Source organism: Nocardia carnea (genome assembly GCF_029868325.1).
Classification (GTDB): domain Bacteria; phylum Actinomycetota; class Actinomycetes; order Mycobacteriales; family Mycobacteriaceae; genus Nocardia; species Nocardia carnea_C.
In genome coordinates, this window is record NZ_JARWNW010000138.1 from 25,610 (window position 1) to 51,606 (window position 25,997).

27 protein-coding genes and 1 pseudogene are annotated in these 25,997 nt (G+C 65.2%); 11 read left to right on the forward strand and 17 right to left on the reverse strand.

Translation table 11 applies throughout. The features are described 5' to 3' along the window. The first annotated feature begins 122 nt into the window (after positions 1-122). Both QH196_RS10200 and QH196_RS10205 read left to right on the forward strand, forming a co-directional pair. A complete protein-coding gene (locus QH196_RS10200; RefSeq protein WP_280415518.1) occupies positions 123-506 on the forward strand; it encodes a hypothetical protein in 384 nt (127 codons plus the stop codon). After that, positions 503-1,090 (forward strand): hypothetical protein, encoded by a 588-nt coding sequence (locus tag QH196_RS10205; RefSeq protein WP_280415519.1) that lies wholly within the window; start codon positions 503-505, stop codon positions 1,088-1,090. Before QH196_RS10200 ends, QH196_RS10205 begins: the two co-directional genes overlap by 4 nt. 92 nt (positions 1,091-1,182) lie before the next feature. Here the strand turns inward: QH196_RS10205 and QH196_RS10210 are convergent, their stop codons facing one another. The 4 genes from QH196_RS10210 to QH196_RS10225 all read right to left on the reverse strand — a co-directional run bounded on the left by QH196_RS10210 (position 1,183) and on the right by QH196_RS10225 (position 4,284). Then, a complete protein-coding gene (locus tag QH196_RS10210; RefSeq protein WP_280415520.1) occupies positions 1,183-1,956 on the reverse strand; it encodes an ESX secretion-associated protein EspG in 774 nt (257 codons plus the stop codon). 126 nt (positions 1,957-2,082) lie between these two features. Next, the gene (locus QH196_RS10215; protein WP_280415521.1) at positions 2,083-3,225 is read right to left on the reverse strand and encodes a hypothetical protein; all 1,143 of its coding nucleotides are present in this window, start codon (positions 3,223-3,225) and stop codon (positions 2,083-2,085) included. Beyond that, on the reverse strand, positions 3,222-3,695 hold the full coding sequence (locus QH196_RS10220; RefSeq protein WP_280415522.1) for a hypothetical protein: 474 nt from the start codon (positions 3,693-3,695) through the stop codon (positions 3,222-3,224). The genes QH196_RS10215 and QH196_RS10220 overlap by 4 nt, the downstream gene beginning before the upstream one ends. Before the next feature lie 37 nt (positions 3,696-3,732). Next, complete coding sequence (locus QH196_RS10225; RefSeq protein ID WP_280415523.1) at positions 3,733-4,284, reverse strand: DUF3558 domain-containing protein; 552 nt, start codon at positions 4,282-4,284, stop codon at positions 3,733-3,735. Positions 4,285-4,665: 381 nt separating this feature from the next. Here QH196_RS10225 and QH196_RS10230 point away from each other — a divergent pair, with 381 nt between their 5' ends. The 4 genes from QH196_RS10230 to QH196_RS10245 all read left to right on the forward strand — a co-directional run bounded on the left by QH196_RS10230 (position 4,666) and on the right by QH196_RS10245 (position 10,395). Continuing rightward, entirely contained in the window at positions 4,666-8,574 is a 3,909-nt protein-coding gene (locus QH196_RS10230) for a DNA/RNA non-specific endonuclease (protein ID WP_280415524.1), read from the forward strand. Positions 8,575-8,576: 2 nt separating this feature from the next. Beyond that, entirely contained in the window at positions 8,577-9,041 is a 465-nt protein-coding gene (locus tag QH196_RS10235; protein ID WP_280415525.1) for an immunity protein YezG family protein, read from the forward strand. 527 nt (positions 9,042-9,568) lie between these two features. Further along, on the forward strand, positions 9,569-10,045 hold the full coding sequence (locus QH196_RS10240; protein ID WP_280415526.1) for a DUF6247 family protein: 477 nt from the start codon (positions 9,569-9,571) through the stop codon (positions 10,043-10,045). A 35-nt stretch (positions 10,046-10,080) separates the two neighbouring features. Beyond that, entirely contained in the window at positions 10,081-10,395 is a 315-nt protein-coding gene (locus QH196_RS10245; RefSeq protein ID WP_280415527.1) for a hypothetical protein, read from the forward strand. A gap of 75 nt (positions 10,396-10,470) precedes the next feature. Here QH196_RS10245 and QH196_RS10250 read toward each other — a convergent pair whose 3' ends face one another. Further along, complete coding sequence (locus tag QH196_RS10250) at positions 10,471-11,343, reverse strand: aldo/keto reductase family oxidoreductase (RefSeq protein ID WP_280415528.1); 873 nt, start codon at positions 11,341-11,343, stop codon at positions 10,471-10,473. 160 nt (positions 11,344-11,503) lie between these two features. Here QH196_RS10250 and QH196_RS10255 point away from each other — a divergent pair, with 160 nt between their 5' ends. After that, positions 11,504-12,385: a phosphotransferase enzyme family protein gene (locus tag QH196_RS10255; protein WP_280415529.1), complete on the forward strand. Its 882-nt coding sequence runs from the start codon at positions 11,504-11,506 to the stop codon at positions 12,383-12,385. 119 nt (positions 12,386-12,504) lie between these two features. Here the strand turns inward: QH196_RS10255 and QH196_RS10260 are convergent, their stop codons facing one another. The 4 genes from QH196_RS10260 to QH196_RS10275 form a co-directional block, all read right to left on the reverse strand. After that, complete coding sequence (locus QH196_RS10260; protein WP_280415530.1) at positions 12,505-13,392, reverse strand: DUF2268 domain-containing protein; 888 nt, start codon at positions 13,390-13,392, stop codon at positions 12,505-12,507. 44 nt (positions 13,393-13,436) lie between these two features. Next, positions 13,437-14,555 carry a Fic family protein gene (locus QH196_RS10265; RefSeq protein ID WP_280415531.1) on the reverse strand — a complete coding sequence of 373 codons (1,119 nt, stop codon included), beginning with the start codon at positions 14,553-14,555 and terminating at the stop codon, positions 13,437-13,439. A gap of 135 nt (positions 14,556-14,690) precedes the next feature. Then, the gene (gene mgtE, locus QH196_RS10270) at positions 14,691-16,055 is read right to left on the reverse strand and encodes a magnesium transporter (protein WP_280415532.1); all 1,365 of its coding nucleotides are present in this window, start codon (positions 16,053-16,055) and stop codon (positions 14,691-14,693) included. 323 nt (positions 16,056-16,378) lie between these two features. Next, positions 16,379-16,897, reverse strand: coding sequence for a hypothetical protein (locus QH196_RS10275; protein WP_280415533.1), 519 nt, complete (start codon positions 16,895-16,897; stop codon positions 16,379-16,381). 216 nt (positions 16,898-17,113) lie between these two features. On the opposite strand from QH196_RS10275, the pseudogene QH196_RS10280 reads away from it, so the two are divergent. After that, positions 17,114-17,245, forward strand: a pseudogene (locus tag QH196_RS10280) (SAM-dependent methyltransferase); the annotation flags it as partial. Here QH196_RS10280 and QH196_RS10285 read toward each other — a convergent pair. Further along, entirely contained in the window at positions 17,230-17,925 is a 696-nt protein-coding gene (locus tag QH196_RS10285) for a hypothetical protein (protein ID WP_280415534.1), read from the reverse strand. The pseudogene QH196_RS10280 and the gene QH196_RS10285 overlap by 16 nt on opposite strands. Then, positions 17,922-18,719: a MerR family transcriptional regulator gene (locus tag QH196_RS10290; protein ID WP_280415535.1), complete on the reverse strand. Its 798-nt coding sequence runs from the start codon at positions 18,717-18,719 to the stop codon at positions 17,922-17,924. The genes QH196_RS10285 and QH196_RS10290 overlap by 4 nt, the downstream gene beginning before the upstream one ends. A gap of 139 nt (positions 18,720-18,858) precedes the next feature. Here QH196_RS10290 and QH196_RS10295 point away from each other — a divergent pair, with 139 nt between their 5' ends. Further along, positions 18,859-19,851: a TIGR03560 family F420-dependent LLM class oxidoreductase gene (locus QH196_RS10295; RefSeq protein ID WP_280415536.1), complete on the forward strand. Its 993-nt coding sequence runs from the start codon at positions 18,859-18,861 to the stop codon at positions 19,849-19,851. 220 nt (positions 19,852-20,071) lie between these two features. Here QH196_RS10295 and QH196_RS10300 read toward each other — a convergent pair whose 3' ends face one another. The 3 genes from QH196_RS10300 to QH196_RS10310 form a co-directional block, all read right to left on the reverse strand. Then, positions 20,072-20,926, reverse strand: a complete 855-nt coding sequence (locus QH196_RS10300; protein ID WP_280415537.1) for an alpha/beta fold hydrolase — start codon at positions 20,924-20,926, stop codon at positions 20,072-20,074. Positions 20,927-21,060: 134 nt separating this feature from the next. Then, a complete protein-coding gene (locus tag QH196_RS10305; RefSeq protein ID WP_280415538.1) occupies positions 21,061-21,315 on the reverse strand; it encodes a type II toxin-antitoxin system Phd/YefM family antitoxin in 255 nt (84 codons plus the stop codon). Between the two features lie 112 nt (positions 21,316-21,427). Beyond that, positions 21,428-21,934, reverse strand: coding sequence for a carboxymuconolactone decarboxylase family protein (locus QH196_RS10310; protein ID WP_280415539.1), 507 nt, complete (start codon positions 21,932-21,934; stop codon positions 21,428-21,430). Positions 21,935-22,010: 76 nt separating this feature from the next. Between QH196_RS10310 and QH196_RS10315 the strand changes: the two genes are divergently transcribed. Continuing rightward, positions 22,011-22,493 carry a MarR family winged helix-turn-helix transcriptional regulator gene (locus QH196_RS10315; protein WP_280415540.1) on the forward strand — a complete coding sequence of 161 codons (483 nt, stop codon included), beginning with the start codon at positions 22,011-22,013 and terminating at the stop codon, positions 22,491-22,493. 69 nt (positions 22,494-22,562) lie between these two features. Here the strand turns inward: QH196_RS10315 and nrdE are convergent, their stop codons facing one another. The 3 genes from nrdE to QH196_RS10330 are packed head-to-tail and all read right to left on the reverse strand — an operon-like array spanning position 22,563 to position 25,445. Beyond that, positions 22,563-24,722 (reverse strand): class 1b ribonucleoside-diphosphate reductase subunit alpha, encoded by a 2,160-nt coding sequence (gene nrdE / locus QH196_RS10320; protein WP_280415541.1) that lies wholly within the window; start codon positions 24,720-24,722, stop codon positions 22,563-22,565. After that, on the reverse strand, positions 24,719-25,171 hold the full coding sequence (gene nrdI, locus QH196_RS10325; RefSeq protein ID WP_280415542.1) for a class Ib ribonucleoside-diphosphate reductase assembly flavoprotein NrdI: 453 nt from the start codon (positions 25,169-25,171) through the stop codon (positions 24,719-24,721). Before nrdI ends, nrdE begins: the two co-directional genes overlap by 4 nt. A 43-nt stretch (positions 25,172-25,214) precedes the next feature. Then, the gene (locus tag QH196_RS10330) at positions 25,215-25,445 is read right to left on the reverse strand and encodes a redoxin NrdH (protein ID WP_033242116.1); all 231 of its coding nucleotides are present in this window, start codon (positions 25,443-25,445) and stop codon (positions 25,215-25,217) included. Between the two features lie 336 nt (positions 25,446-25,781). Between QH196_RS10330 and QH196_RS10335 the strand changes: the two genes are divergently transcribed. Next, the coding region (locus tag QH196_RS10335) for a hypothetical protein (protein WP_280415543.1) at positions 25,782-25,997 on the forward strand (216 nt) is incomplete at its 3' end.

A 25,997-nucleotide genomic window follows, 5' to 3' on the forward strand; every position in this document is an offset into this window, starting at 1 on the left:
GGGCAGATACACCAAACCTGCGAGGGCCCCTCATCGAGATATTCCAAGCCTCTGACGTGCAGCAACATAACCACATGCCCGAGAGACACGGAAGCCGTTGGCGCAAAGGATCATTACCGCGGATGCGCAGTACCGGCCGAGCGAACCGGACCTGGTTCGGAATCAACGCGAATGGGTTGGCGGCCCCAGCGCACACCGGTCCGCGCAGTGGAGCATTCGCCGACCGGACCATCACAAGGTTCCCGCGCGCGACACGTCCGGCAGATCAAGGCACCCGGTACACCGAGGTCGACGGCTGGTCGGCCGCATGGCGCTGCGATCGCGCGAGTATCCGCATCCTCCGGGTGCGCTTGTCGTCCGGCGCCCCGGTCGAGCTGTCGATAGTCGGCCCGTACATCCCGGACCTGGCCGAGATGCGTGAACGGTTCCCCGAGCACCCCCGTTTATGGGATGCGATCCGCCACGAGTTCTGGGCGAATGCCATGCCGGAAGGCCGCACCGGATGAGTACCATCCAGTATCCGGACGACGAATCCATCGCGGAGATCACCGCGCACTATCTGCTCGCCATGCCCGCTGGACTGTTACCCATGCTGTACGGCTTCCGGTTCGACGGCCACTCGATCGACACCGACTGCGTACGAGTCGAATTGGATCACGATCGCAAGGCGGACGAGCCTAATCCGCTTCACGTGAAAGCAGCCCAACTACGAACCATTCTCGGCGCCGGCATGTTCGGATTCGGATTCGTCTTTCCGGTGTTCGCCGATCAGCTGGACCCGAGTGCGAATAACCGCCATATTCCCGAGCCGGTCCGGACCGTGGCCGACCGGTTACCCGACACCGAGGACCTGATTGCGGCCGTCATCATCGACGCAACAGGTCGGCAATGGTGGGCGGTCGTTCCCCGGCACGTCCCTGACCTGGAACCGATCCTCCTCCACCTGCCTGCGACCCCACCGGAGAGCTGGCGGATCCCCGAAAGCCTGGATGCTTCCCTGTGGACCGCCGCGCTCGCCCTCGACGAGAACAACCATGCCGCGCTGCTACGCCTGGGTACCACGCACCCGGATTCGAGTTCGGCCCGGTGAGCGCCGTAACGGAAGGACACGGCGGCGACGGTCGGCGTTCGCCCGCCGGCGGCGGCAGATTTCGAGCAGCGGAACCCGCGCTGCCGGGCAGCTCACCAGACGTCGGCGCGTTCCTCTTCCAACCGCTTCCAAGCGAAGTCCAGCCACCTGCTGAAATGCCGGGTGAACTCTGCCGGTGTAGCCGGACGCACCGTCACATGATTGCCACGCTGTTCGGTGTAGCGGCCGTCGCCGGTGATGTCGTACCACTCCAGGGTGCGAATCGGATCCGTAGCCGCGTCGTACCGCCCGATACGCAGGACCGCGCACCCTCCTCCATCGGCTTCCCGGCCGACCAGCCGCCGGTACGCGTCACGCGAGCGAGTACGCCGGGGATCTTCGAACTGCTCCGTGCGCGGTTCGAGATCGCCGGGATGAAAGGTCGCTGGTTCAGCGGACCCCGGTGCGCAGCCGGGCAATGCGGAGACCAATCGGGCCGCAAGATTCTCCGGACGGAACAGTCGCAGCTGGATGGAACCGAAATCGTCTGCGTTTCCGGCCTGGGTCAACGTTACGGCATGGGCGTCCGTGCGGGCGCCGATGATTCGGTAGTCACGCATATCAGTACGTCCGGTGCTGCGTTTGTGCGCAACGGTGCCGCCGAATATTGCGATACGCATTCCCGATGTACCCAGCGTGTCCAGCGCCACCTGGATCGCGGCACGCTCTTCGCGCGAATACCGTTCCCGCACTGCGACCCGATGCGCGCGGAGTTCATCGTTGAACGTGAATCGGCTGGTGTAGCGCAGCGGGCTGGGAAACCTGTCGTAGGCGTCGCTGTACCACAGCGCCGCGAAATCGTCTTGCTCCCAGGTCCACTCGGACATCTGTCGTTCCCTTTTCCAAATCCGAAACAGCGCTTCCGGCAAATCGGCAATGCCCGGGCGCGCCCGCGCCGGAGGAGGCGCTCCCGGTGGCCGGGCGATCCTCGGCCCTATCGAAAACCGCCGCAATTACTCCGGATTGGAGCCGATCACGCCGCCCTCGATGGTCGGGGGAATATCACCCAAGAGTTCGTCGGTATTCTCCTGATTGATCAGGTAGTCGGGTATCGAGCGGTTCGATTCGTCGTCCTGGCCGCCGCCCCGACCAGCGCCCGCCCCTCCCATGGGCATACCGGTCATACCGCGTGTTCCGGCTGCCGTGGTCCCGGTGGCGGCGGCGACACCAGCCGGGCCGCCAGGAGCAGCGTTCGGGGCACCAGGGACCGTACGCCCCGGCCCAGGGGTCTCTGTTCCAGGCGGTGCGCCACCCGGCGAACCAGGCCCGGTGGTGACCCCAGCCGGCGTCGTGCCTGCCGGAACCGTGGGCGTGGTCGGTGGTTGGGTCCCGGCCGGTGCGGTAGCTGTTTCACCCGGAGATGTGGTGGTCGATGGGGTCGTCGGGTCGTCCCCGGGAGTTTTGCTCTGCGTCTCTTCCTCGGTGGTGCCCGGCGTTTCACCGGTGGGGGTTTCGCCGGGCGCGGTGCCGTTGGGGTTGCCCGAGGTTGTGGTCGAGGGGTTTCCCGTATCGGTGTTGTAGCCGCCGGGCGGGGGTGCGGGGATATCGGCGGTCGAGGTGGGGCCGATCGGGACGGGAATCACCGGGATCTGGGTATCGAGTGTCCCGAACGGTTCAACGTATCGGCTCTTCATCGCCTCACGCGCTTCATCGGTTCGCCGACTGATCTCTTCGTCGTGCCAGAACCCGTTCCACGTCCTGTTTACCCAACTATCTCCGGCGTCCATCGGTTCAGGGATGCCCTTTTTCGTATTCTCGATGGAAGTAGCTGCACTGCGAACACCTTGTGACAGCATTTCGAGCGCGGGGGTCACCGGACGGGCATGCTTATCTATGTAATCCTTGATCGCTTGTTTGGCCTGTTCGGCGGCTGGTCCGGACCATGCCTCCGCAAGCGAGGCCTCAGCGGACCGGACAAAGGTCTCGACCCCCTCCTCCCACACATTCCGCATCTGCCAGTACTTGTCTGCCTGATCGGTCGCGTCTTTGATGTCGAGCGGGCTGAACGCCCTACTGATCTTGGGGTGATCCCAGCCTTCGGGGACCTCCCCGCCACCATGGATTATCGGTTCCTCATAGTCGGGCACGTTATTCACCTGGTGGATCCGTCAGGGAGGATGTGTGGACCGGGAGTAGGTCCGACGGGCGGACGTTCGGGGAGAGTGGCGCTCAACGAGTTGTATGCGGCCGCCCATTCGCTATCAGCCTGCATTATGCGATCACGGATGGTGCGATAAACATTCTGGATATCCTCGACGATCAGATAGTGCTGCTCCATTATCTCCCATACACCGTTTCCATCCGGCGCACCCTTCGCCTTCACCTTGTAGCGCCCCACCATTGCCCGCGCCGAATACAGATCATCGTTCGCCTCCCCCAAACCCCAATGTTCCATTTGCGATATCTGTTCTGCGCTGCCCTGGACCTGCTGTATCGCCAACTTGAAAGTTTCGCAGTCACGATCAAGGTAGATGAATTCCTCTGGCGACATTTGGACCGTCACTTGTCCTTCGTTCGCAGCAGCGAGCATGTTGGCCATAGGCCGGGGTGCCGGCTCCTCACTCATTACCTTTACCTCCCCAGTAGAGTGGATACCCCATCGATTACGCGCCCGCCGGTATCGACGGAACCACCTTTTCGGCCAGCGATCGCGCCAGTTCACACGTGTCCAAGTGCCCGGTTTCACTGCGAGACGGCGGGTTGCTCAACGAGAATTCCAGACTGCCACCGGTCAATTCCACGTTCACGCTACAAGCGGCTTCAGTGTGGGTTTCCTGCCGCTGTGAAGTAATTGCCTGCCTGCCATCGACCGTGAATTCGACTGTGCCGGGAAAGCCCTTGTCACGCACCATCTGGATAGTGAGATTTGTGGTCTGGATGCTGGCTGCGTAGCCATCCACCTTCGCCCACTGGCACCCTTCCCATTCGACCCCTCCCGCGCCGAAATCGTCGTCGGTCTTCATCCGGAGCCCCTCCGCGTCCAGCACGCTCTGCGGGATATCCGTGCACGGATCGAACCCCGTCGGCACACTCGCCGCCATACTCGGAGTCGTCGCCGTCGCCTCCCCCTCGGTGGTGGACGATTCACACCCCGTCAGCGCCAGCACCGCCCCACCGACCAGCGCAATCAGCAGCCGTCGCTTCCCCGCGATCACCAATGCCGACCTCCACCGCCGATACCACCAGTAGTCCGGCCCCGGGGAGGACCGGCGTCTCCGCCCCCTGCTGCCGGCCCGGCAGACGTTACCGACGGTCACGAACCCGCGCAACCGCCGCACAGGCCGGTCCGCACCCCACGATCCTGCGGGAGGTTCGCCTACTCCGCACCGAGGATGGCAGACTTCGCAAGTTCGGTCGGCCCGCGGAGATTTTCTCGGATCGAGGGAACCAACTGCCCTCCGGCTACGTCGGATACGGGTGAAGGATCTGTCTGTCGACATGGAGGGGCCCGCGATGCGCCGCTCGATTCCGTGGGCACGGGAGCTTGCTCTCACTGCAGCGTGGAACCGGAGGTAATCGCGGTGGTGGTGTGCTGAATGGGTATCGAGATCCCCGAAGCGTTGCAGTGGGTCTGCAAATACGTCGTCGGCGCCGGTGACTGGCCCGAGGGTGACGAGACAGCGATGCGGCGAGTGGAGACCGCATGGGTCACCTTGGCGTCCGATCTACAGGAGATAGGCCCCGACGCCAATCATGCGATAGATCAGGTCCTCGCCGCGATCGAAGGCGACACCGCCCAGGCCATCGCCGACCGCTGGACCGAACTCGGCCACGGCCAGGGCGCGTTCGACGGGCTGATCGAACACATCGAAACGCTCGGTGACGAGATCGGTGACGGCGCCGCCGATATCGAACACACCAAACTCGTCATCCTCGCCAGTCTCGCGATCTTCGCCGTCGAAATGGCGATCCTGCTCGCTGCTGCTTCCACCGGGGTGGGAGCACCGGCCGCGGGAGCAAAAGCGGTGGTGGCCCAAACCGCGACCCGTATCGCGGTCCGCACCGCGATCAGACAACTCCTGCAACGACTCGTCTCCAAAGCCGCACTGAAAGCGGCTGCCCGTGCCGCTGTTCGCGGCGCCTGGGCGGCAGCCCTGGAAGAAACCGCTCTCGACCTGGGTATCAAAGCGGTCCAGGTCGCCGCCGGCCGTCGCGACGACATCACGATGGATGATGTGAAGGAGGCCGGTAAAACCGCGCTCACCGCAGCAGCTGCCGGCGCCGTCACCGGCGCCATGGGCCCCGACGGACTCACCACCCGCAACGTCCCCGGCGGGCCAGAGGGCGGAAACCCGCTCGCCGACGCCGCGAAGGACGCTGCCGAAGAAACCGTCGCGGGAGTGGCCGGAGAGGTGGCCGGTGAAGCCACCGACGCCGCCCTCAACGACCGCGAATTCAGCCTCGAACAGGCACTTTCCCCGGAAAACCTGTCCTCCTCCGCCGCCGCAGGCGTCCAGCGTGGCACGGAAACGCTGGGCGAGAACAACTCCAGCGACGCCGGTGACAACAACTCAGACGACGATTCGACCGACGAGTCGCAGGACCGCGACACCCCGCCGGGCGACGACGCCGAATCCGGTGCCCCCGGGGACCGGAACGAATCCCCAGGCGCTCCGGAAACCGAAACCCCACCGCAAGACCAACAAACAAGTCAATCCCCGCCGACTGATACCCAGCCGGCGTCCGCAGACAGCCCAGCCCAAACCCAAGGCCGGCACCCGCCAGGTCCGCAGGCCAACGGTCAGCCGTCCGACACCAGCGACCAACCCGCCGCCCAGCAACCACAACAAGGTCAGAACGCACCCTCCCAGGAAAGCTCTACCGCCGGCCCCGGCCAGGCGCCGCCGACAGGCGACCCCTCCAGTTCGGAATCACCAGCGCCCTCCCAATCCGGAAACCCGCAGCAAACAGACTCCGGCTCCCCGAGCACGTCACAGCAGTCGTCCGACAGTGGCATCCCCCAGACCCCTGACTCGAGCACATCACAGTCCTCGGCGTCGCAGCCCTCCGGCACCGGCACGCCCGACTCGTCACCAGCACAGCCGGCCGGCAACCAAACTCCCTCGCCCGGCAATACTCCCACCGGAACCCCGCAGTCACCCGATGTCGGCGTATCCCAGAATCAGCCCACCTCGAGCCTGAACCTGCCGGCGGACCCACCCCCGCTGCAATCGACGTCGAGTCTCGATCTGGGCCCGGAAACTGCGGCACCGGTAAACACCCCGGACACTCCGAGCACGACGCAAACCCCCGATAGCTCGACCAGCCAAGAAACCGCCACCCCTGGTCCCACACCGGTAACCCCGGCCACAACGACATCAGCCTCCACCACGGCGCCGCCCCTGCCCACGACCGGCCCGGGCACCCCGGCGGATACACCTCGCGCAACCGCACCGGCCGAGACGGCCCCATCGACGCCGGCCGCCACCACACCGGCGAACCCACCCCGCTCCACCTCACGAAACAACGACAATCCGGCTACGCCCGACAGCGCGCGCCCACCCAACGCCCCTTCTCCCCGGCCATCCGGCCCCAAGACACCGGGCTACGACTACAACATCTACGACCCCGCCAACCACTCCCGCTTCCTCGCCGACTTTGCCCGTCCGCCCATTCCCACCCGACCCACCGACACCGAACCAAGGCCTGGCCATCACACCCCGGCCCACGACCGGCCGCACCGAACACAGCACCAGGCCACCCCAGCGGACCGAGCAGCCCCATCGAATCCGGCACCGGCACGCAATACTCCACCGGCCGCCCACACCGATCGGCCGACTCCCACCGCACCGGCACGCACTACAGACGGGCGCAACTCTGATCACAGTTGGTTGCCACCTTCCCACCCGAACGCCCCGCGTCCCGGCGACCCGATCTGGAACTCACCGAATCAGAACGCATCTCGCCCTGACGATCCGATCTGGAACTCATCACATCAACCCCACACGCCGCCGCGGACCACACCGACCGATCCGGATTCACCCGGCAGTGACCCCACCGGCCGGTCACTGGATGACCTGCACGCGCACCACGCCGAGCGAACACCCGCAGGGATCTCGCACCATCGCGGCGACCCATCGATCGGCGACCTCCCACATCGGGTGCCGCGGGACCCGCATCGTTTCACCGCCGACGTCCATCTCACCCCGGACGGACATGCCAGAGTCGGCGACCGCGTCCTCACTCCCGAGCAATACGGCGATCTGATCCGCCGGAGCCACTGGGACGGCGCCACCCCCGTCCGCCTCATCGGATGCGACGCCTCCACAAGCGGTTTCGCCGACCGGTTGGCCCGGGACTTGGGCGTAGATGTCCTCGCCCCCACCGCCCCTGCCTGGACCGATATCGACGGCAACCTCTACACCACCGGCGTCGACACCGGGCCGGCCGGAACCCGCAACCCGCGCATCCCACCCGACGGCGCCTGGAACACCCACCATCCGGACGGCACCACCACCCCCGCCGGCACCGGCCACCCGCCAAGTACCCGCACGCCTGAACCGGGCACACTCGATGCCGAATCCGCCCGCGACCGAAGCGCATTCCGGCGCCCCCAGGATCCGCACCCCCGGGTGCCCTACGAAGACCTCACGAGTGGCCGTCCCTCACGCACCATTACGCCGGACGATCCCCTGTCGCCGAGGCGGAGCAGGCCTTTCGGACGGGACCGCAGCGGCAACCCGGTCCCACTCGAACCCGACACCGCCTACCGTGTCACCGACCGGTCCGGACGCGACCGAGGACTGTTCATCACCGGCCCCGACGGAACCATCCAAGAAGTCGTCACCGATTCCGGCGAACGCCGGACCCGCAACACGGAGGCGCAACGGATGGAGGGCGAGGGGTTCAACCCCGACCTGCGCACGCCGTTCCCCGACGCCGTATACACCGTCGACAACCGGTTCATCTATTCGTCGGACGAGCACGGCCGTGTCGTCCGCGCCGAGGGCTCACTCGATCTCACCGCATCCGACGATCGCCGCCGCGGCCCGGACCAAACCCGCATCGGACACCATGGACAGACCGAGTACGCCGGAATAAACCGGGAGGTCATCACCGAATTCGAGAACGAATACGGCCGGTCACCCACCAACACCGAGGTCTACCTCTATCAAGCCGTCACGTTCGACGGGGGGCATCTCTTCGCCACCGAATTCAACGGACCGGGCGAAGCCATAAATATGGTGCCGATGCTCACCAGCCTCAACCGCGACCTCGGCGGCGACAATACACCGCTCGACAACTGGCGACGTCTGGAAAGTCTTTGGGGCGAAATACTCGGTCAAGACCCACCACCCGAGGTGAACGTACGCATAGAACTCGAATACGATCCCAACGACGGTGGTTCGAGAACACCGATAAGAATCACCGCAGCATACACCGTGCAAGGAGTACAGGTGGCGGAAAATTGCTATAGCAATCTGCCACCGAGGATGGAGGAATAATCATGGTACGTGACGGAAGAAAACTTGATGCCGCACAACAGGACGAGATCGTCCGCGGTATAGCCAGGGAACTGGTGAACGACGCACCGGAAACCTGGGATGAAATCAGGCACGTACACCTCGGAACGGTGCAGATAACTTCCAACTCCTTCGAATGGAAGCCCATCAACGGAGAATTCATTCGAATTTCTACTCCCCCGCCGGTTCGAGGAATGTTCGAAGAGCTCCGCGACGGAATGCGCCAGAAAGGCAAAGGAACATGGTTCACCGCGGTCCTCACGATCGAACGCTCCGGGAAATACAGTATCGAATACGACTACGACAACGAACCGGCCTTCGTCCCACAACTGACCGACGGAGCCTACGCCCTCGACTACGACTACTTCCGCCGCGACGATGAACACACCCCGGACTGGCTGCGCCGCAAACTGGAAGGCAACCGCACAAACCCCAAAGGCGTCTCGTGACCACAGTCCCCCGTTTCCGTCACGCACGCCCGGTCGACGGGTTCGATGACCATGGCCGGCCCATCGTCAACCGGCCACCCGCCACGCGAGATATATTCGCCCCGTTGCTGTCCTACCTGGAATCCGCCCCCGTCGTCCTCGCCGCGCGTAGTTGCACAGCGGATATCTTCATCCCCTCGGACATAGATGTACCCCTCAATTTCCGAACCGACGGAGTGTGGATCTGGCCCGGCTCCGTACCGCACTACCTCAGAAAACACGGAACCCTACCCGAGCCAGATCTCGTCACCCACGCCATATCTCGCAGATTCTCGATCCCCGAACTGAACCTGGAAACACTCCGTCTCGCAGCCCGAGAAGCCGCTCCGACCAATTCTTGATCCGGCCCACATCCACTCAACTACCTCCGGACAGCGAAAGCGGTACACCTTCGCTCGGTCCAAACGGTCACCTTCGCGCGAACGCCGGCTTTGCCGATACGGTGCGTGCGACCTGCAAGGATTGACATCCGAGGTAGTGTGGATGTTATGAGCACGACGTACGACATCGTTCCCTTCAGCGACCTGCTGCACCGCCCTGCGGTCACCGTCGGTTTCCTCGACCGCGTTCGCGCCCTCCGACTGCGCCGGCGCGACGCCGGCGACCTGGCTTTGATGCGTGTCGAACAGCTCGACTCGGAAGGTGTCGTCGTCGACTTCACCGCGCGGCTCCTCGCCGGCCTCGTTCGACGTGTGGACCGCGACGCAGTGCGCGAGGTGCTACCCGACGCGCTTCCCTGGGTGGTTTTCCTACCCGACGAAGACGTCGACGAGTTCCTTACCGAACTGGTCGCCGTCGTACAGGGGGCAGCCACGCTGCAGAACCTCGCGCCTGTGGCGACATTGCTCGCGCAGTGGCGGCACACGGCCGAGGTGCACGCCGACCCCGCCCTGCTGGACCTCCTCACGAGCGAACCGGAAGGCGATCTCGGCCCGGTCCCGGCACCAGGAGGTCCCGGAGAGTGAGTCCGAAACGTGGTGATCGGGCGGCACCACCGGCAGTGGGCACTGAGTTCGAGTTACGGTTCGCATGCACCGAGTCCTGCAGCGGCTGGGAACAACTGGCCAAGCAGGCACCCGCGAATCTGCGCCGTGCCTTCGAAACAATTCGTGCCAACCCACGATCGACGGCTTCACCGGAGCGGCACCACCGGCTGAAAGGCACGCTCGCCTCAGGTTCCTGGAAGGGCGCCACTATGGAACGTTGGCAGTACGAGGTAACCGGCGGCGGCCGCATCTGGTACCTGATCGACGACACTCGCCGAACAGCATGGATTACCTACGCGGGTACAGGACATCCGAATACCACCGAATGAACTGCACTCGCGCTCGCCCCGCAAGACGTTGATATAGCCATGTCCACAAGGTCTGGCGACGCGTAATCCGGAAACCTACCCGGCGATCCCATCCAGGGCAGCGAGGTCGGCCGTGGAGAGCACGATGGCCGCGCCGGCGAGGTTCTCACGAAGATGAACAACTGACGAAGTGCCGGGAATCAGCAGGATATTCGGTGAGCGCTGGAGCAGCCAGGCCAGTGCGACCGCCATCGGAGTCGTTTCCAGGCGAGTAGCGACGGCGGAAAGCGCCGAGGATTGCAGGGGGCTGAAACCGCCGAGCGGAAAGAACGGGACGTACGCGATGTTCTCGCGAGCAAGACGATCGATCAGCTCGTCGTCGTGCCGGTGCGCCAGGTTGTACATGTTCTGTACACAGACGATCGGAGCGATCTGCTGCGCTTCGGCCACTTGCTCAGCGGTCGCGTTGCTCATGCCCAGGTGACGAATCATCCCTTGCTGCTGGAGACCGGCCAGCGTCTCGAACGCTTCGGCGATCGAACCAGCCACCGGTCCGGCGGCGTCGCCGAGGCGGAGATTCACCAGGTCCAGAACGTCGAGTCCGAGGGTTTCCAAGTTTTCCTCGACCTGGCGGCGCAACTCGTCCGGTTTCCGTGCCGGCGGCCAGCCACCCTGCGCGTCCCGGTTCGCGCCGACTTTCGTCACAATATGCAAGCCGTCCGGGTATGGGTGCAGGGCTTCGCGAATCAGCTGGTTGGTGACGAAGGGCCCGTATGCGGCACTGGTGTCGATATGGGTGATTCCCAGATCGACCGCTTCGCGCAGAACCGCCAGCGCTCCGTCATGGTCTGCCGGTGGCCCCATCACGCCGGGACCTGCCAATTGCATCGCACCGTACCCGAACTTCGTGACCGTGAAGCCCCCCGATGTCCAGGTGCCGCCGGGCAGTGTTGTCGGTGTGACAGTCACTCGTATCAACCTTCCACGTGGTGTCCGGGGCGTTTCTGCCCCTGCACAGTTTCAGGCAACGGGCTTCCGGGCAGAAGAAGGCACCTCGAGGTTCGTAACGCGCACCGCGGTGTGACAAATCAGTTGCACCCCGGCCACCGGTATAGGTACTGGTGGCTTCGTGGTGTACACCGATATCCCGCTGACCGAGAACATTCTGGACGTCGTCGCCGCCGAGTGGGGCCACCGCGGAACCGGCGAACGACTACACGGTGGCGAGGAATCCGCGGCCTACCGTCTCGGCGAGGTCGTCGTCCGTATCGGCTCGCCCGACCGCGATCCCGCCGAAATCGAATGGTGCAACGGCGTCGCCGCGGCCGCGGCGCGCTCGGTCCCCGAGGCCATCGCACCGCTACCCCGCGCCGATGGTTCCACGGTCACCGTGGTGGCCGGCCATCCGATCACGGTATGGCCACTGGCCCGCGGGCAGTGGGCCGACGGCGAGGACCCTGTTCAGTTCGCCGAGGCCGCAGGCCTCCTTGCCCGGCTACATCGCGCCCTCGCCACGTACCGGCCACCACCCCGGCCGGGGCGATCGTTTCTCGAAATCGGGCTCGACGGCGCACCGTCAGCGCACCTGCCCGACCCCGATCTCGACCGCTGGCTCGCCGAATTCACCCGCAGCGTCCGCCATCAGCCCCTGCACGGCGACTACTACGCGGGTAATCTCCTGTGCCACAACGGACACGTCACCACCGTTCTCGACTGGGACGAAGCCCTGATCGGCCCTCCTGAACTCGAACTCGCTTCGGCTGCATTGGAATTCACCGATGAAGTCCGCGGTGACCTTACCGGCGTTCGCGCCTTCGTCGCCGCATATCACGCGGCGGGCGGCACGGCGGGCGAACTCGACGACCTCTCGGTCAGCCAGCTCATTCGGCATCGGCTACGCAGAGAGGCCGCCTACTTCGACATCGCTGTAGCGCGTGGAATCGAACACGACGACGACGATCACGAATACCATCGCCAACGTTTGGCGGCATTCCACCGCTTCACACCCTGATCGGAAACCGCCTTCGAACACGCGATACCTCGAGACCAGGGGTGCTGTCGTCCCGGATCAAGACTACGAGTGCTGCCGCCGGGAAACCGGTCACGACCGCCGGACCACGGCGACCGCACCTACCGATTCGCCGCGAGCGCGGTAGCGATGATTTCCGCGCTGCCGGCGTGCAGGGCCTGAGCCGCGGTCTTTCCGGTTTCCGCGAGGTAGGCATCGACCAGCCGGTTACCGGCGGAGTATCCCGCCCCCGTCGGCACTCCGACCGGGGTCACACCCAGGTGCTCGGCAATGGTGTCGCCGTGCACCCAGGCCGAGAAGTTCTGCATACCGGTGACATCCAGACCGGAAACGACTTTCGCGAACGCCTCGTCGTCGTGCAGGGTGGGCACGCCGAGACGGGCATAGCCGAGGTCGTCACCGTAGAGTTCGCGGGCGAATGCGTCGGCCAGACCCTCGCCCACCACATGCTCGCCGACGGTGACCGTCATCGGATCCCACACCACACCGCCGGGGCTGTAGCGCAGATTGTGGTGGAGTTCGTGCACCGCAGTACATTCCAGGCGTTCCAGGTTCTCCGGGTAGGGCCACAGGGTGATCGTGATGTAACCGGAGATACCGCCGAAGCCGGTGACGCCGAGGCTCGGAACCATGAAATTGGTGTCGCCCGGGTCGCCGAGCACCAGGAGCACGGTGATGTCCGGGGCCTCGAATCCGGGCGTCGCGGCGAGCAGTACCTCCGCCGCGTCGTCGACCGCCCGCTGCATACGCCTCCAGGCATCGGCCGCCGCGAGCGTTTCGAGGGCATTGAGGCAACGCTGCTCGTCGCGATCGAGCGGGAACCCGGCCGACTGGCGGTGGAACGCCACCAGATCGACCTCGCCCGGAAAGTACCGGTACATCCCGGTCGTCGGTTCGAGCATCGCGCGCAGCAGGTCTTCGCGCTCGGCCACAGGTGCCTGCAGGATCTGCTTCATCGCCGAGTAGGAGTCGAGAACAGTGATGGTCACCGAGCCGACGGTAAACCCTGACGTAGCGTGAGGCGCAAACCGGCTCAGAACGCGGCCAAGTCATAGGAGGTGCTACGGCCGCCCGAGGTCGAGCGTTCCAGAACACCGAGGTCTACCAACTCGTTGATATCTCGCAGCGCGGTGTCGGGTGAGCATTTGGTGAGGATCGCCCATTTCCGTGTGGTGAGTTTTCCGTCGAACCCCTCCAGCAGCCGGTTCAACATCGCGATCTGGCGGTCGCTCATCCGGGCCGGTTGCCGCAGACGCCAGAAACGGGACTTCCGGAGAACCTTGTCGACCGTCTCGTCCGAATGCTGGATCGCCCGCCGCAGCGTCTCGAGGAACCAGATGAGCCACTCCGTCACATCGAGAGTGCCTTTCTGGGTGCGCTCCAGGATTCGGTAGTACGCCGCGCGGTCGCGCTGGATCTGCGCTGAAAGACTGTAGAAGCGCCGGGAACTGTGGTCGGCGCGGGCCAGCCACAGATCGCCGAGGGCGCGGGCTATCCGTCCGTTTCCGTCGTCGAACGGGTGCACAGTGACGAACCACAGATGTGCCAAGCCAGCTTTGACCAGCGCAGATTCGGTCGCGTCGGCGTTCACCCATTCCAGGAATTCCCGCATTTCGGTGTCCAGCCGCGCGGCGGGAGGCGCTTCGAAATGCACGCGCTCCCGACCGTAACCACCGGATACCACCTGCATAGGACCAGCGGCGTCGGTGCGCCAGCCGCCGATGGTGAGCCGGGTTCTGCCGGAGTATCCGGTCGGGAAGAGCGCGGCGTGCCAGCCGAACAGCCGATCCGCCGTAACCGGATGATCGTGGTGTGCGGTGGCGTCGAGGATCATTTCGACGACACCATGCACATGCCGGTCGGCAGGAGCGAGCGCCCCGATATCCACGCCGAGGTGCCGCGCGAGAGAGGACCGGACGGAGGCCACGTCCAGCAGTTCGCCCTCGATCTCACTGGTTTTTACGACATCCTGGGTGAGCACGGACAGGCTCGCCTCGTCTTTCACCCCTTCGGCGGTCTCGGCGAAGCGTCCCAGCAGACGCCCCTGCTGGTGAGCGACTTCGGCAAGCGGGCCTATCAGTCGCCCGGCGTCGTACCCGAACGCAGGCCAATCGGCATGCTGCCAGATGTACCTGCGATATTCGGGGGCCATGCGGTGATAATACTCCGTATTCACCGCAAAATATGCGGTGAATACGGGGCCGCAGCACCGCGCAGCGGATCCACCCGCGGGCCGGTCACTATGCATTACGCAGGGCGAAACCCTACGTAATGCATAGTCGGCTGCTCAGATCCCCAGGACCAATTTCGCCGTGGTGAAGTAGATGATCAGCCCGGTGGCGTCCACCAGTGTGGTGACCATCGGGGCCGACACCACCGCCGGGTCGATACGCAGCCGCTTGGCCAGCAGCGGCATGGTGCCGCCGATGGTGGCGGCCCAGGCGCAGATCAGGACCAGCGTAACCGCGACGACCACCGCGACCTTCGGGCCTACGAACAGTCCACCGATCACCAGGCCCACAGCAGACAGCATCCCGCCCAGCACCAGGCCGACCCGGCATTCACGCCAGATCACCTTGAATAGGTCGCCGCCGCGGACCTCGCCCACCGCGACCGCGCGCACGCAGGCGGTGGCGGCCTGGGCGCCCGCGTTACCGCCGGCACCTATCAGCAGCGGAATGAACAGCGCCAGCTGGGCTGCCTGTTCGAGGGTGGTCTCGAAGAAACCGGTCACGCTGACGGTGAGGGTCGCGGCGACCAGCAGCAGCATCAGCCACAACGCGCGGTAGCGGGCGAGCTGGAAAACGCCCGCCGCCATGTAGTGGCCCTCCCACGGCGCCGAACCGGCCTGCTTGGCGACGTCCTCGCTATCGGCCGCCTCGATGACCTCGACGGCGTCGTCGATGGTGAGCAACCCGACCAGCCGGTCCTCGCTGTCGACGACCGGCAGGTTGATGTCGTTGGTTTCGCGCATCAGGCGCGCGGCCTTCTCCGCCGAATCCGTGGCACGGACGAACGCGGGTTCGGTGACCACCAGATCCGCGACCATCGTGTCGGGGCCGGTGAGCACCAGTTCCCGCAGTTCGACGATGCCCTGCAAACGGCGGCCGGCATCGACCACGGGCAGGGTGTACACGGTTTCGGCGTTCTCGCCTTTGACCCGCACGATCCGCAGCGCATCGGCGACGGAAAGCGTGCCCGGAATCGCGACGACCTCGGGCGACATGTACCGCCCGACCGATCCCTCCGGATAGCCCAGCAGCGCGGCGGTCATCCGCCGGTCCCGGGGGCTCAGCCCGGCCAGCACCTTCTTCGCCACCTTGGCGGGGGCTTCGCGGAGCATGCGGGCACGGTCGTCGGGGGCCATCCCCTCGACGAGTTCGCGGAAGGTCTGGTCACGCAGCCCCTGCAGGATCTGCTGCTGATCGACGGGTTCGAGTTCCTCGAACACCGCCAGCGCCAGATCCTTGTCGAGCAGGCGGAACGCCACGCCGGCCTCGACCGCGTCCATACGCGCGAGCTCGTCGGCGATGACATGCGGCGGATGATTGTCCAGCCAGTGCAGCGCGGCGTCGACGCGATGGCTTTCGACCACGTTCTGGAGGGATTCCGACAGCGTCGTCGGCGCTTCGATGAGTTCGATCTGCGACATGAGAAGTCCTCGGCACAGCGTTGTTTGCGAGTGATTCGAAAGAAGTCACACCGCGAGGCGCCGAACCGGGCCGCTCCGCCGGCAGAGATCGCTAGCGGAAACGCGGGAGGACGGCGCCGCGCGGCCTTCGACTGGGAGGTTCGCTGCGCATTGCAACACCACCTCCTTCTCGGTCACCGCCGCGCGCCGGAACGCGCCGCTCATCCAGGTCAATAGTCTATGAATGCGAACGCATCCTTGTGCAGGATACATCCCCGGGCCGGGAAACCGGCATCGCAACGTTCGTCACACGGCGTTTCACACTCCCGGGCGTGTCTGCCGGGTCACTGGCCCGGTCCGGGCGCGAGGGTCGCCGCGATCATCTGTTCGGCTTCCGGCCAGGTGCGGCTGTGGTTTACCCAGGCCGGGACTGTCGCGCTGTGAACCCCGAAGAGGAAGAGGTGCGGCACCAGGTCGCGCAGCGCCTCGTGCACCTCGAGCCGGTCGTCGATCATATGGGTGATGCCCAGATCGGCGCAGTGCACCGCCTTGTCGGCACGCCGGCGGCAGAACCGCACATTCATGCGGGGTACCCCGGTCTGCGCGTAGAAGTCGTGATGGTCGAGCCACTGCCGCGTCCGCTCCTGCACCCGCGGGCCGCATTTGGAAATCACCCACGCCCGCCCCTCGAACCGGCTCACCAGACGGTTCAGTACCTCGAAGGCGTTGTCGGTGGGCGGCGTACGCATCGCTTCCTCGTGGCCGCCCGAGAGGAAGACGGTATCCGCGCCACCGTCGGGTAGCGCGGCCCCCTGTATCACTCGGCCGAAATCGATCCCGAGTCCCGGTTCACCTGTATTCATTTCCGGTCCATTGTCCGCCGGACGCCCGCGCCCGGCGAATTGTTTTCCTCGCGGCGGACCAGCACCCTGGCGTTGAATCAGCCCCGGGCCCGGTGACAACTTCGCCGTGGATAACCGTACGATCGCGCCCCGGCGGATCCGACTTCCGGAATTCCCTCCGTCCGACATCTGCCGCGCCCGCACCGGTGGCCAGGAACCACCACACCTCCGCCGGGGCCGAGCGCCGGGACCGGCACGGTGATGCGGGCCGCGACCTTACGGGGTTACGCGCTCGAAGCGGGTTTCACGAGTTTCGATGTGCTGCCGATCGAGGATTTCGGTTTCTGGCGTTTCTACCGGCTCGGTTGAACATCCGCGGCCGGCGGGGTGCCCGGCACGGTCGGCCGGGTGCCCGGTGCGGTGGCGCGGGTCGGCACGTTCAACGCGACCGTCGCGGTGTTCGGCGCGTTCAGCGCGGTGCGCAGCGAGGCGGGGTCGTCGAGGAAGAGGCTGATCCGGGTCGTCTGGGACGTGATGCGGCCACTGGGTAGCAGCGAGTCGATGTGCACGGCGACAGGGTCGTGCAGGGTCAGGTCGGCGGTGGTGCCGTCGGGGCCGGCGAGGAACAGTCTGCCGTCCTCGAAAGCGGTCGCGGTGTGGTTGTAGCGGCGGCATTCGGCGACGGCCGCGATCCGGTCGAGTGGTATCCGGGCGACCACGCGACCGGTTCGGCGCAGCACCACTTCCTGCCCGCTCACGTAGTGCGGATAAGCGATATCGGCGACGACCACTGCGAACAGGAACACCAGGGACCACACGGAAACCACAGCCAGGGTGACGCTGAGCCATGCCCAGGGGATCACCAGATGCAATACGACCACTTCGATCAGGGTCGCCGCCAGAAAGGCCATCGGCAGGGCGAGGACGCCGCGGCCGGCGGTGAGCGGCTGCTGTTCGCGGCTGTCACGGTCGGTGGTGCGGCGCAGCCACAGCCACAGGCCGCGATACAGCCGGACCTGGTTGCGGAGGCGTCTCCCGAGCCCGGTCACGACGGTCCCCCACTGGTGTCTGTCAGCAGTTCCATTGCACGGCGGACCGCCTCGCGTTGTGCGGGGTCGGGGACGAGGGTGTCCTCCGACAGCGCGGGTGCGCTGTGCGGGATATCCGCGGTCGCCGCGACCACGCTGTCGAAATCGAGCCGCCGCAACTGGGCGGCGATATCCTGCGCCAGCCGCTCGATCAGTTCGGCGGATTGCGCCACCGGGCGGCCGTGCAATTGTTCCCAGCCGCGTATCAGCCGCCGGTAGCCGGTGCGGGCGGCCGGGTCGGCGAGGGCGTGGGTGAACCAGGTGAACATCTCGGCGGGTGTGTCACCGGCGAGGGAGAAGACCTCCAGCATGTCTCGTTCCTGGTCGAGCGCGGCGCGCTCCGATTCGTCGGCCTGCTCGCGGGCCCGGTCGAAGGCATCGGCGACCTCGTCCGGGAGCGCCGTCAGGCGGCGTCCGGCGTCCACCGCGGCCAGCATTCGGGCCACACCTTCCTGTTTACGGTTGAGCTGGGTGATGCGCTGAGCGATGTCCTCCTGCAACGCCGCGAGATCGGCCCGCAGGTCGTCGGTGTCCGAGACACCGTGCTCGTTTGCGAAGACAGCGGCCACCGCACCGAGCGGCAGGCCGTTGTCGGCAAGCCAGCGGATCCGCATGAGCCGGGTCAGTTCGGCCATGCCGTAATCGCGGTAGCCGTTGTCGGGGCGGACGGGTTCCGGGAGGAGGCCCAACCGGTGATAGTGGCGGACGGCGCGCGGGGTGGTTCCGGCGGCCGCGGCGATTTCACTGATCCTCATACCGTCAAGCGTGGGGTGTGACGCTACGTCGCAGTCAAGGCCCGCAGGAAATCATTGCCCGGACGCCGCCCGGCCGACAGAGTGGAGGTCGAGGTATATCTCGTGCGGCCCGCGGGCCCGGACAACGGAGGAGAGTGCTGTGCGCTTCGGAATCTTCATCCCCCAGGGCTGGCGGCTGGATCTGGTGGGTATCGAACCTGCCGCGCAGTGGGAGGTGATGCGGGGTCTCGCGGCGCGGGCCGATGCGAACCCGGTGTGGGAATCGCTGTGGGTGTACGACCACTTCCACACCGTCCCCGAGCCCACCGAGGAAGCCACTCATGAGGCGTGGAGCCTGATGTCGGCGTTCGCCGCGACCACCTCGCGGGTGCGGCTGGGGCAGATGTGTACGGCGATGAGTTACCGCAACCCGGCCTACCTGGCTAAGGTCGCGGCGACCGTCGACCTGATCTCCGGCGGCCGCACCGAGATGGGGATCGGCGGCGGCTGGTACGAACACGAGTGGCGCGCCTACGGGTACGGCTTCCCCAGCGCCGGGGAACGACTCGGCCGCCTCGACGAGGGCGTGCAGATCTTCCGGCAGGCGTGGAGTTCGGGCACCGCCACCCTGGACGGCAAGTACTACCAGGTAGATGGCGCGATCGTGCGACCGCTGCCGGTGCAGGACGGCGGGATCCCGCTGTGGATCGCCGGTGGTGGCGAGAAGAAAACCCTGCGTATCGCCGCGAAATACGCGAACTACACGAACTTCGCCGGTAACCCCGAGGAGTTCACCCGCAAATCGGAGATCCTGCGCGACCACTGCGCCGATGTCGGCACCGATTTCGACGCCATCGTGCGCAGCGCCAACTTCAATGTCGTCATCGGCGCCACCGAAGCCGAGGTCGCGCAGCGCATCTCCGAGAACGCGGCGCGGCTGGCCCCGGTCCTGGGCGAAGAGAAGGCCCGGGCCTACATCGACAACCTGACCACCGGCGGTGCTGCCGTCGGCACCCCGGAACAGGTGGTGGAGAAGCTGTCCGCCGTCCGCGATCGCGGCCTGGGCTATGCCATCTTCAACTTCCCGGAAGCCGCCTACGACACCAGCGGTATCGAACTCCTGGAACGGGAAGTGCTTCCGGCGCTGTCTTGAGCGCCACGGCAGCGGCCTACGAGACCAGGGACACCGGGCCTCCGGACGGGACGGCATATCTGCGCGTTCCGGCCCGGGCCCGACCGTTCCGGGAGCGCTCCCAGCTGCCCGGCGAAAGGAGAAAGCCGAATCATTGTCCAGCGAGCCAATACTCACAGCGGCAGGCAACGCCCCGCAGCCCCCATTTCCCCGGCAGCAGCGACAGGGCAGAGTCGTGGATTCATGCGCGCACGTGCCTGCGGAGGAACGCGGTCAGCGGGATGCGAACGGCCTGCGGATCGTCGATGAACGGCCAGTGGCCGAGGCCTTCCAGGATATGGATTTCCGCTTCGGGGAAGACGTTTCGCTGCAGTCGCGCAAACCGAACGGGGATATAGGGGTCCCCGTCCCCCCAGATCACACAGACCGGCAGATCGTTCTCGGCGATACCGGTGTTCATTTCCGGGAAGGCACTGACCGGGTCGCGGGAGTTGCGGTAGAGCTGCAGCACCGCTCGCTTGTGCGCCCGGTCCGCGTACCGATCGACCCGGTCGATATAGGAGTCCGGCAGCGGTACGGGATTGTCGCGGTTGAGGGCGATATGCATGGCACGCTTGTTGCTCACCAGCTGGAAAAGCTCGCCCAGTACCGGTGTCTGCCAGGCCTTCGCGTACCGATGCCAACGGTAGCCGTCGAGTACCCCGGTGTTGATCAGGACCAGCCCGGCCAGCCTGTCGCGATGGTCCAGTGCCCACCGCAAACCCCACGGCCCTCCGAAATCGTGCAGGACGAGATGCACGCGTTCGACCCCCAGATGGTCGAGCAGCAGGCCCAGGTATCGCGCATGCCCCGCAATACTGTGCTCGAAGACACGCGGCCGCTCCGATCGCCCGAAACCGGGCATATCCATGGCGATCACCCGCACGAATCCCGCCACCGCGGGGATCAACTCCGCCCAATCGTCCATCGGCCCCGGATTGCCGTGCACGAACACCACAGCCTCCGTGCTGTCGGCGGGCCCGCTGTCGTACACCGCGCACCGAACACCGTCCAACCGATGTTCGGTTACCGGCAATACCGGCGTGGTTTCAGCCACTGTGCCCCCTTGATCACCATCCGCCGCCCCGCCGTTCGTTCGGCCGGCCGGTCCCCGGCCGACAGTACATCGGGAAATCACTACGCTCCCGGCCTTTCACAGCGGAGACCACCGTCGGCAACGGATCCAGACATTCAGTCATCCAGCTCGTCCTCTCCGAACGCGGCGTCGATTTCCGCAAGTTCGTCCGCAGCGTCAGGAGTACCCGCAAACCTGGCCAGTCGACTTTTCGGCTCGGCCGTCGTGAGATTGTTCCGCGCAGTGAAAGGACGCAGTTGGCCGACAGGTCGACCATTGCGGGTGACGACGAAATCCTCACCCGCTTCCAGCGCGTCCATAACATCCGCGCTGTCGTTGCATAGCTCGGCTTGGCTGATTGTGCGCGTCATGGACCCTTCATAGCGCGCGACGCTATCGGGTGCTACCAGATTTTTCGTGCACGAAGGGCGATCGGTGTCTGCTGGACGAACCGAACTCCCGTCGCCCGCGAACGTGCCACCCCTACGCAGCCCTGACCAGCCGGTTGGCGAGCGTCGAGATCGTATAGGTCCCGATACCCAGGACGACTTCGAGCGCGTTGCGTTCGGTGAAGCCGTGCGCCGAGAAGGCGTCGAGCGCCCGAGTATCCACGGCTCCGGCGGTCGCGATGACCTCGCGGGTGAACACCCGGACCGCTTCGAGGCGCTTGTCGTCGAGTGCCCGCTGCGCACGCAGGGCCGCGGCCAGTTCGGCCGGGGCACCGAGTGTGCGCAGTTTCCGGGTATGCATGGCAATGCAGATATGGCAGTCGTTGTGGACCGCCACCGTCATGATGACCACTTCCCGCGCGATCGGATCCAGCGTGCACCGGTCGAAACGCTCGGTCATATCCAGGAATCCGGTGAGCAGCTCCGGTGAGGCGGCCAGCCGGGCGACCGCGTCGGGCACCGCTCCGCCACCGGCGGCCATGGCGGCCATCGTTGCGTGCGATCCCTCCGGGGCGGTTTCGAGCGTATGCGGGGCGAACATCGGGACCTCCTAGTATGGACAACATGGTTGACGAAATGATGGTAAACCAGGTTGTCCATCCTGCCAAGGTCGTGCAATGACGGGGGAAGACATGGACCGCCCCCGGGCAGGCTACGAACTCCCGCTGCTCCTCCTGGCCGGATTCCGCACTCTCATCGACGAACTACACGACGAACTCGCACGCCGCGGCCACCCCCACGCGCGGCCGGCCCACGGCTTCGCGATGCAGGCGATCGGACCCGACGGAGCAACCGCCAGCGATATCGGCCGCCGGCTCGGCATCTCCAAACAGGCCGCAGGCAAAACCGTCGACCGCCTCATCGCCCTCGGCTATGCGGAACGCGCCGCCGATCCCACCGACGCGCGCCGCCGGCTCGTTCGCCTCACCACGCTCGGATACGACATGCTCGCCCTCTCGGCCGCGATCTTCGACCGGCTGCGCGAGCAGTGGGCAGAAGCTCTGGGCGAGCAGCGTCTACGTACGATGGAAGACGGTCTACGCACCGTCGCCGCATCGAATGCTTTCCGACTCGATGCGACGCAGTGGCTGGGCGATTGAGCCACGAACAGCAGTGGCGCGCACCAGCTTCCGGAGCTGTTGCGCGCCACTATATGTTCCGGGGTCCGCTCAGAGCATGCAGCTCACGCAGCCCTCTACCTCGGTGCCTTCCAGCGCCATCTGCCGGAGGCGGATGTAGTAGAGGGTTTTGATGCCCTTGCGCCAGGCGTAGATCTGGGCGCGGTTCAGGTCGCGGGTGGTGGCGGTGTCTTTGAAGAACAGTGTCAGCGACAGGCCCTGGTCCACGTGCTGGGTGGCGGCGGCGTAGGTGTCGATGATCTTCTCGTAGCCGATTTCGTACGCGTCCTGGTAGTAGTCCAGGTTGTCGTTGGTCATGTACGGGGCCGGGTAGTAGACGCGGCCGATCTTGCCTTCCTTGCGGATCTCGATCTTCGACGCCACCGGATGGATGGAGCTGGTGGAGTGGTTGATGTAGGAGATCGAACCGGTCGGCGGTACGGCCTGCAGGTTCTGGTTGTAGATGCCGTGTTCCATGACCGCGGTCTTCAGCTGCCGCCAATCGTCCTGGGTGGGGATATGGATCCCGGCGTCGGCGAACAGTTGCGCGACCCGATCGGTTTTCGGCTCCCACACCTGATCGGTGTACTTGTCGAAGTATTCACCGCTGGCGTACTTCGACTCCGGGAACCCGCCGAAGCGCGTACCACGTTCCTGCGCAAGCCGATTCGAGGCCCGCAGGGCGTGGTAGACCACGGTGTAGAAGTAGATGTTGGTGAAATCCAGGCCCTCTTCGGACCCGTAGTGGATCCGTTCCCGCGCCAGGAAACCGTGCAGGTTCATCTGCCCCAGGCCGATGGCGTGCGAGGAGTTGTTGCCCTGTTCGATGGAGGGCACCGAGTAGATATGCGTTTGATCGGAGACCGCGGTGAGCGCCCGGATCGCGGTTTCGATGGTCTGCGCGAAATCCGGTGAGTCCATGGTCTTGGCGATGTTCAGCGACCCCAGGTTGCAGGAGATGTCCTTACCCACCTGGGCGTAGGTGAGATCGTCGTTGTACACCGAGGGGGTGGAGACCTGCAGGATCTCCGAGCACAGGTTCGAATGGGTGATCTTGCCGGCGATCGGGTTGGCCCGGTTCACCGTATCCTCGAACATGATGTAGGGGTAGCCGGATTCGAACTGCAGCTCGGCGATGGTCTGGAAGAACTCGCGCGCCTTGATCTTCGATTTGCGGATCCGCTTGTCGTCGACCATCTCGTAGTACTTCTCGGTGACGTCGATATCGGCGAACGGCTTACCGTAGATCCGCTCCACGTCATAGGGCGAGAACAGGTACATGTCCTCGTTCTTCTTCGCCAGTTCGAAGGTGATATCGGGGATCACCACACCCAGCGAGAGGGTTTTGATGCGGATCTTCTCGTCCGCGTTCTCCCGTTTGGTGTCGAGGAAGCGGTAGATATCGGGGTGGTGAGCGTGCAGGTACACCGCACCCGCGCCCTGTCGCGCCCCGAGCTGGTTGGCGTAGGAGAACGAATCCTCGAGCAGCTTCATGATCGGGATAACACCCGAGGACTGGTTCTCGATCTTCTTGATCGGCGCCCCGTGCTCACGAATATTGGTGAGCAGCAACGCAACTCCGCCCCCACGCTTGGACAGCTGCAGCGCGGAGTTGATGGAACGCCCGATGGACTCCATATTGTCCTCGATCCGCAGCAGGAAGCAGGACACCGGTTCGCCGCGCTGCTTCTTACCCGAGTTGAGGAAGGTCGGGGTGGCCGGCTGGAAGCGGCCGTCGATGATCTCCTCGACCAGCTGCCGCGCCAGCACCTCGTCACCGGCGGCCAGCGTGAGCGCGACCATGCACACCCGATCCTCGAAACGTTCGAGGTAACGCTTCCCGTCGAAGGTTTTGAGGGTGTAGGAGGTGTAGTACTTGAACGCGCCGAGGAAGGTCGGGAACCGGAACTTCTTGTCGTAGGCCTGCTGGAACAGCTTCTTCACGAACGCCCGGCTGTACTGCTCGAGCACCTCGGGCTCGTAGTAGTTCTCCTCGACGAGGTAGTCGAGCTTCTCGTCGAGGTTGTGGAAGAAGACGGTGTTCTGATTGACGTGCTGCAGGAAGTACTGGTTGGCGGCCTCGCGATCCTTGTCGAACTGGATCTCGCCGTTCGGCCCGTACAGGTTCAGCATCGCGTTGAGGGCGTGGTAGTCCAAGACCTCACCGGGAACGCTTTCGCGCTGCGGGGGCTGCTCCAGCCGGGCCGTCATACCTGCTGGTGCTGTCGTTGTTGCTGCCAAAACAATCCCAATCCCTCTCGGACGCGGGCCACGTCCTCAGCGGTTCCCATGAGTTCGAAGCGGTACAGGTAGGGCACCCCGCATTTGCGGGAGATCACATCACCTGCGAAGCAGAAGGTGTCGCCGAAGTTCGTGTTCCCGGCGGCGATCACCCCGCGCAACAGGGCGCGGTTGTGCCGATCGTTGAGGAACTTGGCGACCTGGCGCGGTACGAATTCCTTATCGGAGCGGGTCGAACCCAGGACGTGCCGACCGCCCCCGTAGGTGGGGACGATCAGCACGTAGGGTTCGTCGACGTGCAACGTTTCGGCCGCGGTGTGCAGGGGGATCCGGAGCGCCGGGAGATCCAGCTTCTCGACGAATCGGTGAGTGTTCTCCGAAGCGCTGGAGAAGTACACCAAGGTATGCGATTCGGACATTTCACCTCCCCTGGTCCCCGACCGGATCGGGCGCGCGGTCTCGCTAGGCGGCTACGGTCGCCAGCGCCTTGATGCGGTCGGGCCGGAAGCCGGACCAGTGCTCGTCACCGGAGACGACAACGGGGGCCTGCAGGTAGCCGAGAGCCATCACATAGTCGCGGGCATCGGCGTTCTCGGAGATATCGATGACCTCGTAATCCACCCCGGCCTTGTCGAGAGCCTTGTAGGTGGCATTGCACTGGACGCAAGCGGGCTTGGTGTACACGGTGATCATTCGAGTCCCTCTCTCCTGTGCCAATGTGCGGTGTCTCGCGGTCTCGTCGGTGACGGACCGCCGCCTCCGGGTCGAGCCCTCCGCGTGACTGATCCACAGCGGTTGTGTTCCGCCTGTGGGGCGCGGTGCCGGCACGATCGGATGATCCTGCGCAAACTCCGAGGACCAGCCCTGAAACAGCACGTCCGAGCCGGTTCCGCCCGCCGCCGGCGGGTTCTTCACACCGCCGCCTTCGGGTACCGATGACACTACACCTAGTGGCCGACATTCCGAAACAACACGAGATGTTGCGAGTCACAACGATGTGATTTCACAGCTGTAAGACGCAGGACAGCGTTGCGACACGCCGAATTCACCGTGGTCCAGATCACAATCGCGGGGGTCCAGTTCCTTTTCAGCAAACGCAACTGCACCGCCTGCCACACCAGTCCCCGGGAACCCCAGCAGACTCTCACGACCCGGCCGGAACAGTCGAGGCGCAACACCCCGGACTCCACACAGCAGCAGGCCGCGCCCGGCGGGGAGCCGGGGGCGCGCGGCCGCGCCCCGCGC

Excerpts from the sequence above, each read along its gene's own strand:
- QH196_RS10240 (WP_280415526.1), top strand. The coding sequence starts at position 9,569 with ATGAGCACGACGTACGACATCGTTCCCTTCAGCGACCTGCTGCACCGC.
- QH196_RS10305 (WP_280415538.1), bottom strand. The coding sequence starts at position 21,315 with ATGACGCGCACAATCAGCCAAGCCGAGCTATGCAACGACAGCGCGGAT.
- nrdI (WP_280415542.1), bottom strand. The coding sequence starts at position 25,171 with ATGTCCGAATCGCATACCTTGGTGTACTTCTCCAGCGCTTCGGAGAAC.
- QH196_RS10235 (WP_280415525.1), top strand. The coding sequence starts at position 8,577 with ATGGTACGTGACGGAAGAAAACTTGATGCCGCACAACAGGACGAGATC.
- QH196_RS10210 (WP_280415520.1), bottom strand. The coding sequence starts at position 1,956 with ATGTCCGAGTGGACCTGGGAGCAAGACGATTTCGCGGCGCTGTGGTAC.
- QH196_RS10275 (WP_280415533.1), bottom strand. The coding sequence starts at position 16,897 with ATGAATACAGGTGAACCGGGACTCGGGATCGATTTCGGCCGAGTGATA.
- QH196_RS10265 (WP_280415531.1), bottom strand. The coding sequence starts at position 14,555 with ATGGCCCCCGAATATCGCAGGTACATCTGGCAGCATGCCGATTGGCCT.
- mgtE (WP_280415532.1), bottom strand. The coding sequence starts at position 16,055 with ATGTCGCAGATCGAACTCATCGAAGCGCCGACGACGCTGTCGGAATCC.
- QH196_RS10220 (WP_280415522.1), bottom strand. The coding sequence starts at position 3,695 with ATGAGTGAGGAGCCGGCACCCCGGCCTATGGCCAACATGCTCGCTGCT.
- QH196_RS10205 (WP_280415519.1), top strand. The coding sequence starts at position 503 with ATGAGTACCATCCAGTATCCGGACGACGAATCCATCGCGGAGATCACC.
- QH196_RS10230 (WP_280415524.1), top strand. The coding sequence starts at position 4,666 with ATGGGTATCGAGATCCCCGAAGCGTTGCAGTGGGTCTGCAAATACGTC.
- QH196_RS10310 (WP_280415539.1), bottom strand. The coding sequence starts at position 21,934 with ATGTTCGCCCCGCATACGCTCGAAACCGCCCCGGAGGGATCGCACGCA.
- QH196_RS10315 (WP_280415540.1), top strand. The coding sequence starts at position 22,011 with ATGACGGGGGAAGACATGGACCGCCCCCGGGCAGGCTACGAACTCCCG.
- nrdE (WP_280415541.1), bottom strand. The coding sequence starts at position 24,722 with ATGACGGCCCGGCTGGAGCAGCCCCCGCAGCGCGAAAGCGTTCCCGGT.
- QH196_RS10200 (WP_280415518.1), top strand. The coding sequence starts at position 123 with ATGCGCAGTACCGGCCGAGCGAACCGGACCTGGTTCGGAATCAACGCG.
- QH196_RS10330 (WP_033242116.1), bottom strand. The coding sequence starts at position 25,445 with ATGATCACCGTGTACACCAAGCCCGCTTGCGTCCAGTGCAATGCCACC.
- QH196_RS10290 (WP_280415535.1), bottom strand. The coding sequence starts at position 18,719 with ATGAGGATCAGTGAAATCGCCGCGGCCGCCGGAACCACCCCGCGCGCC.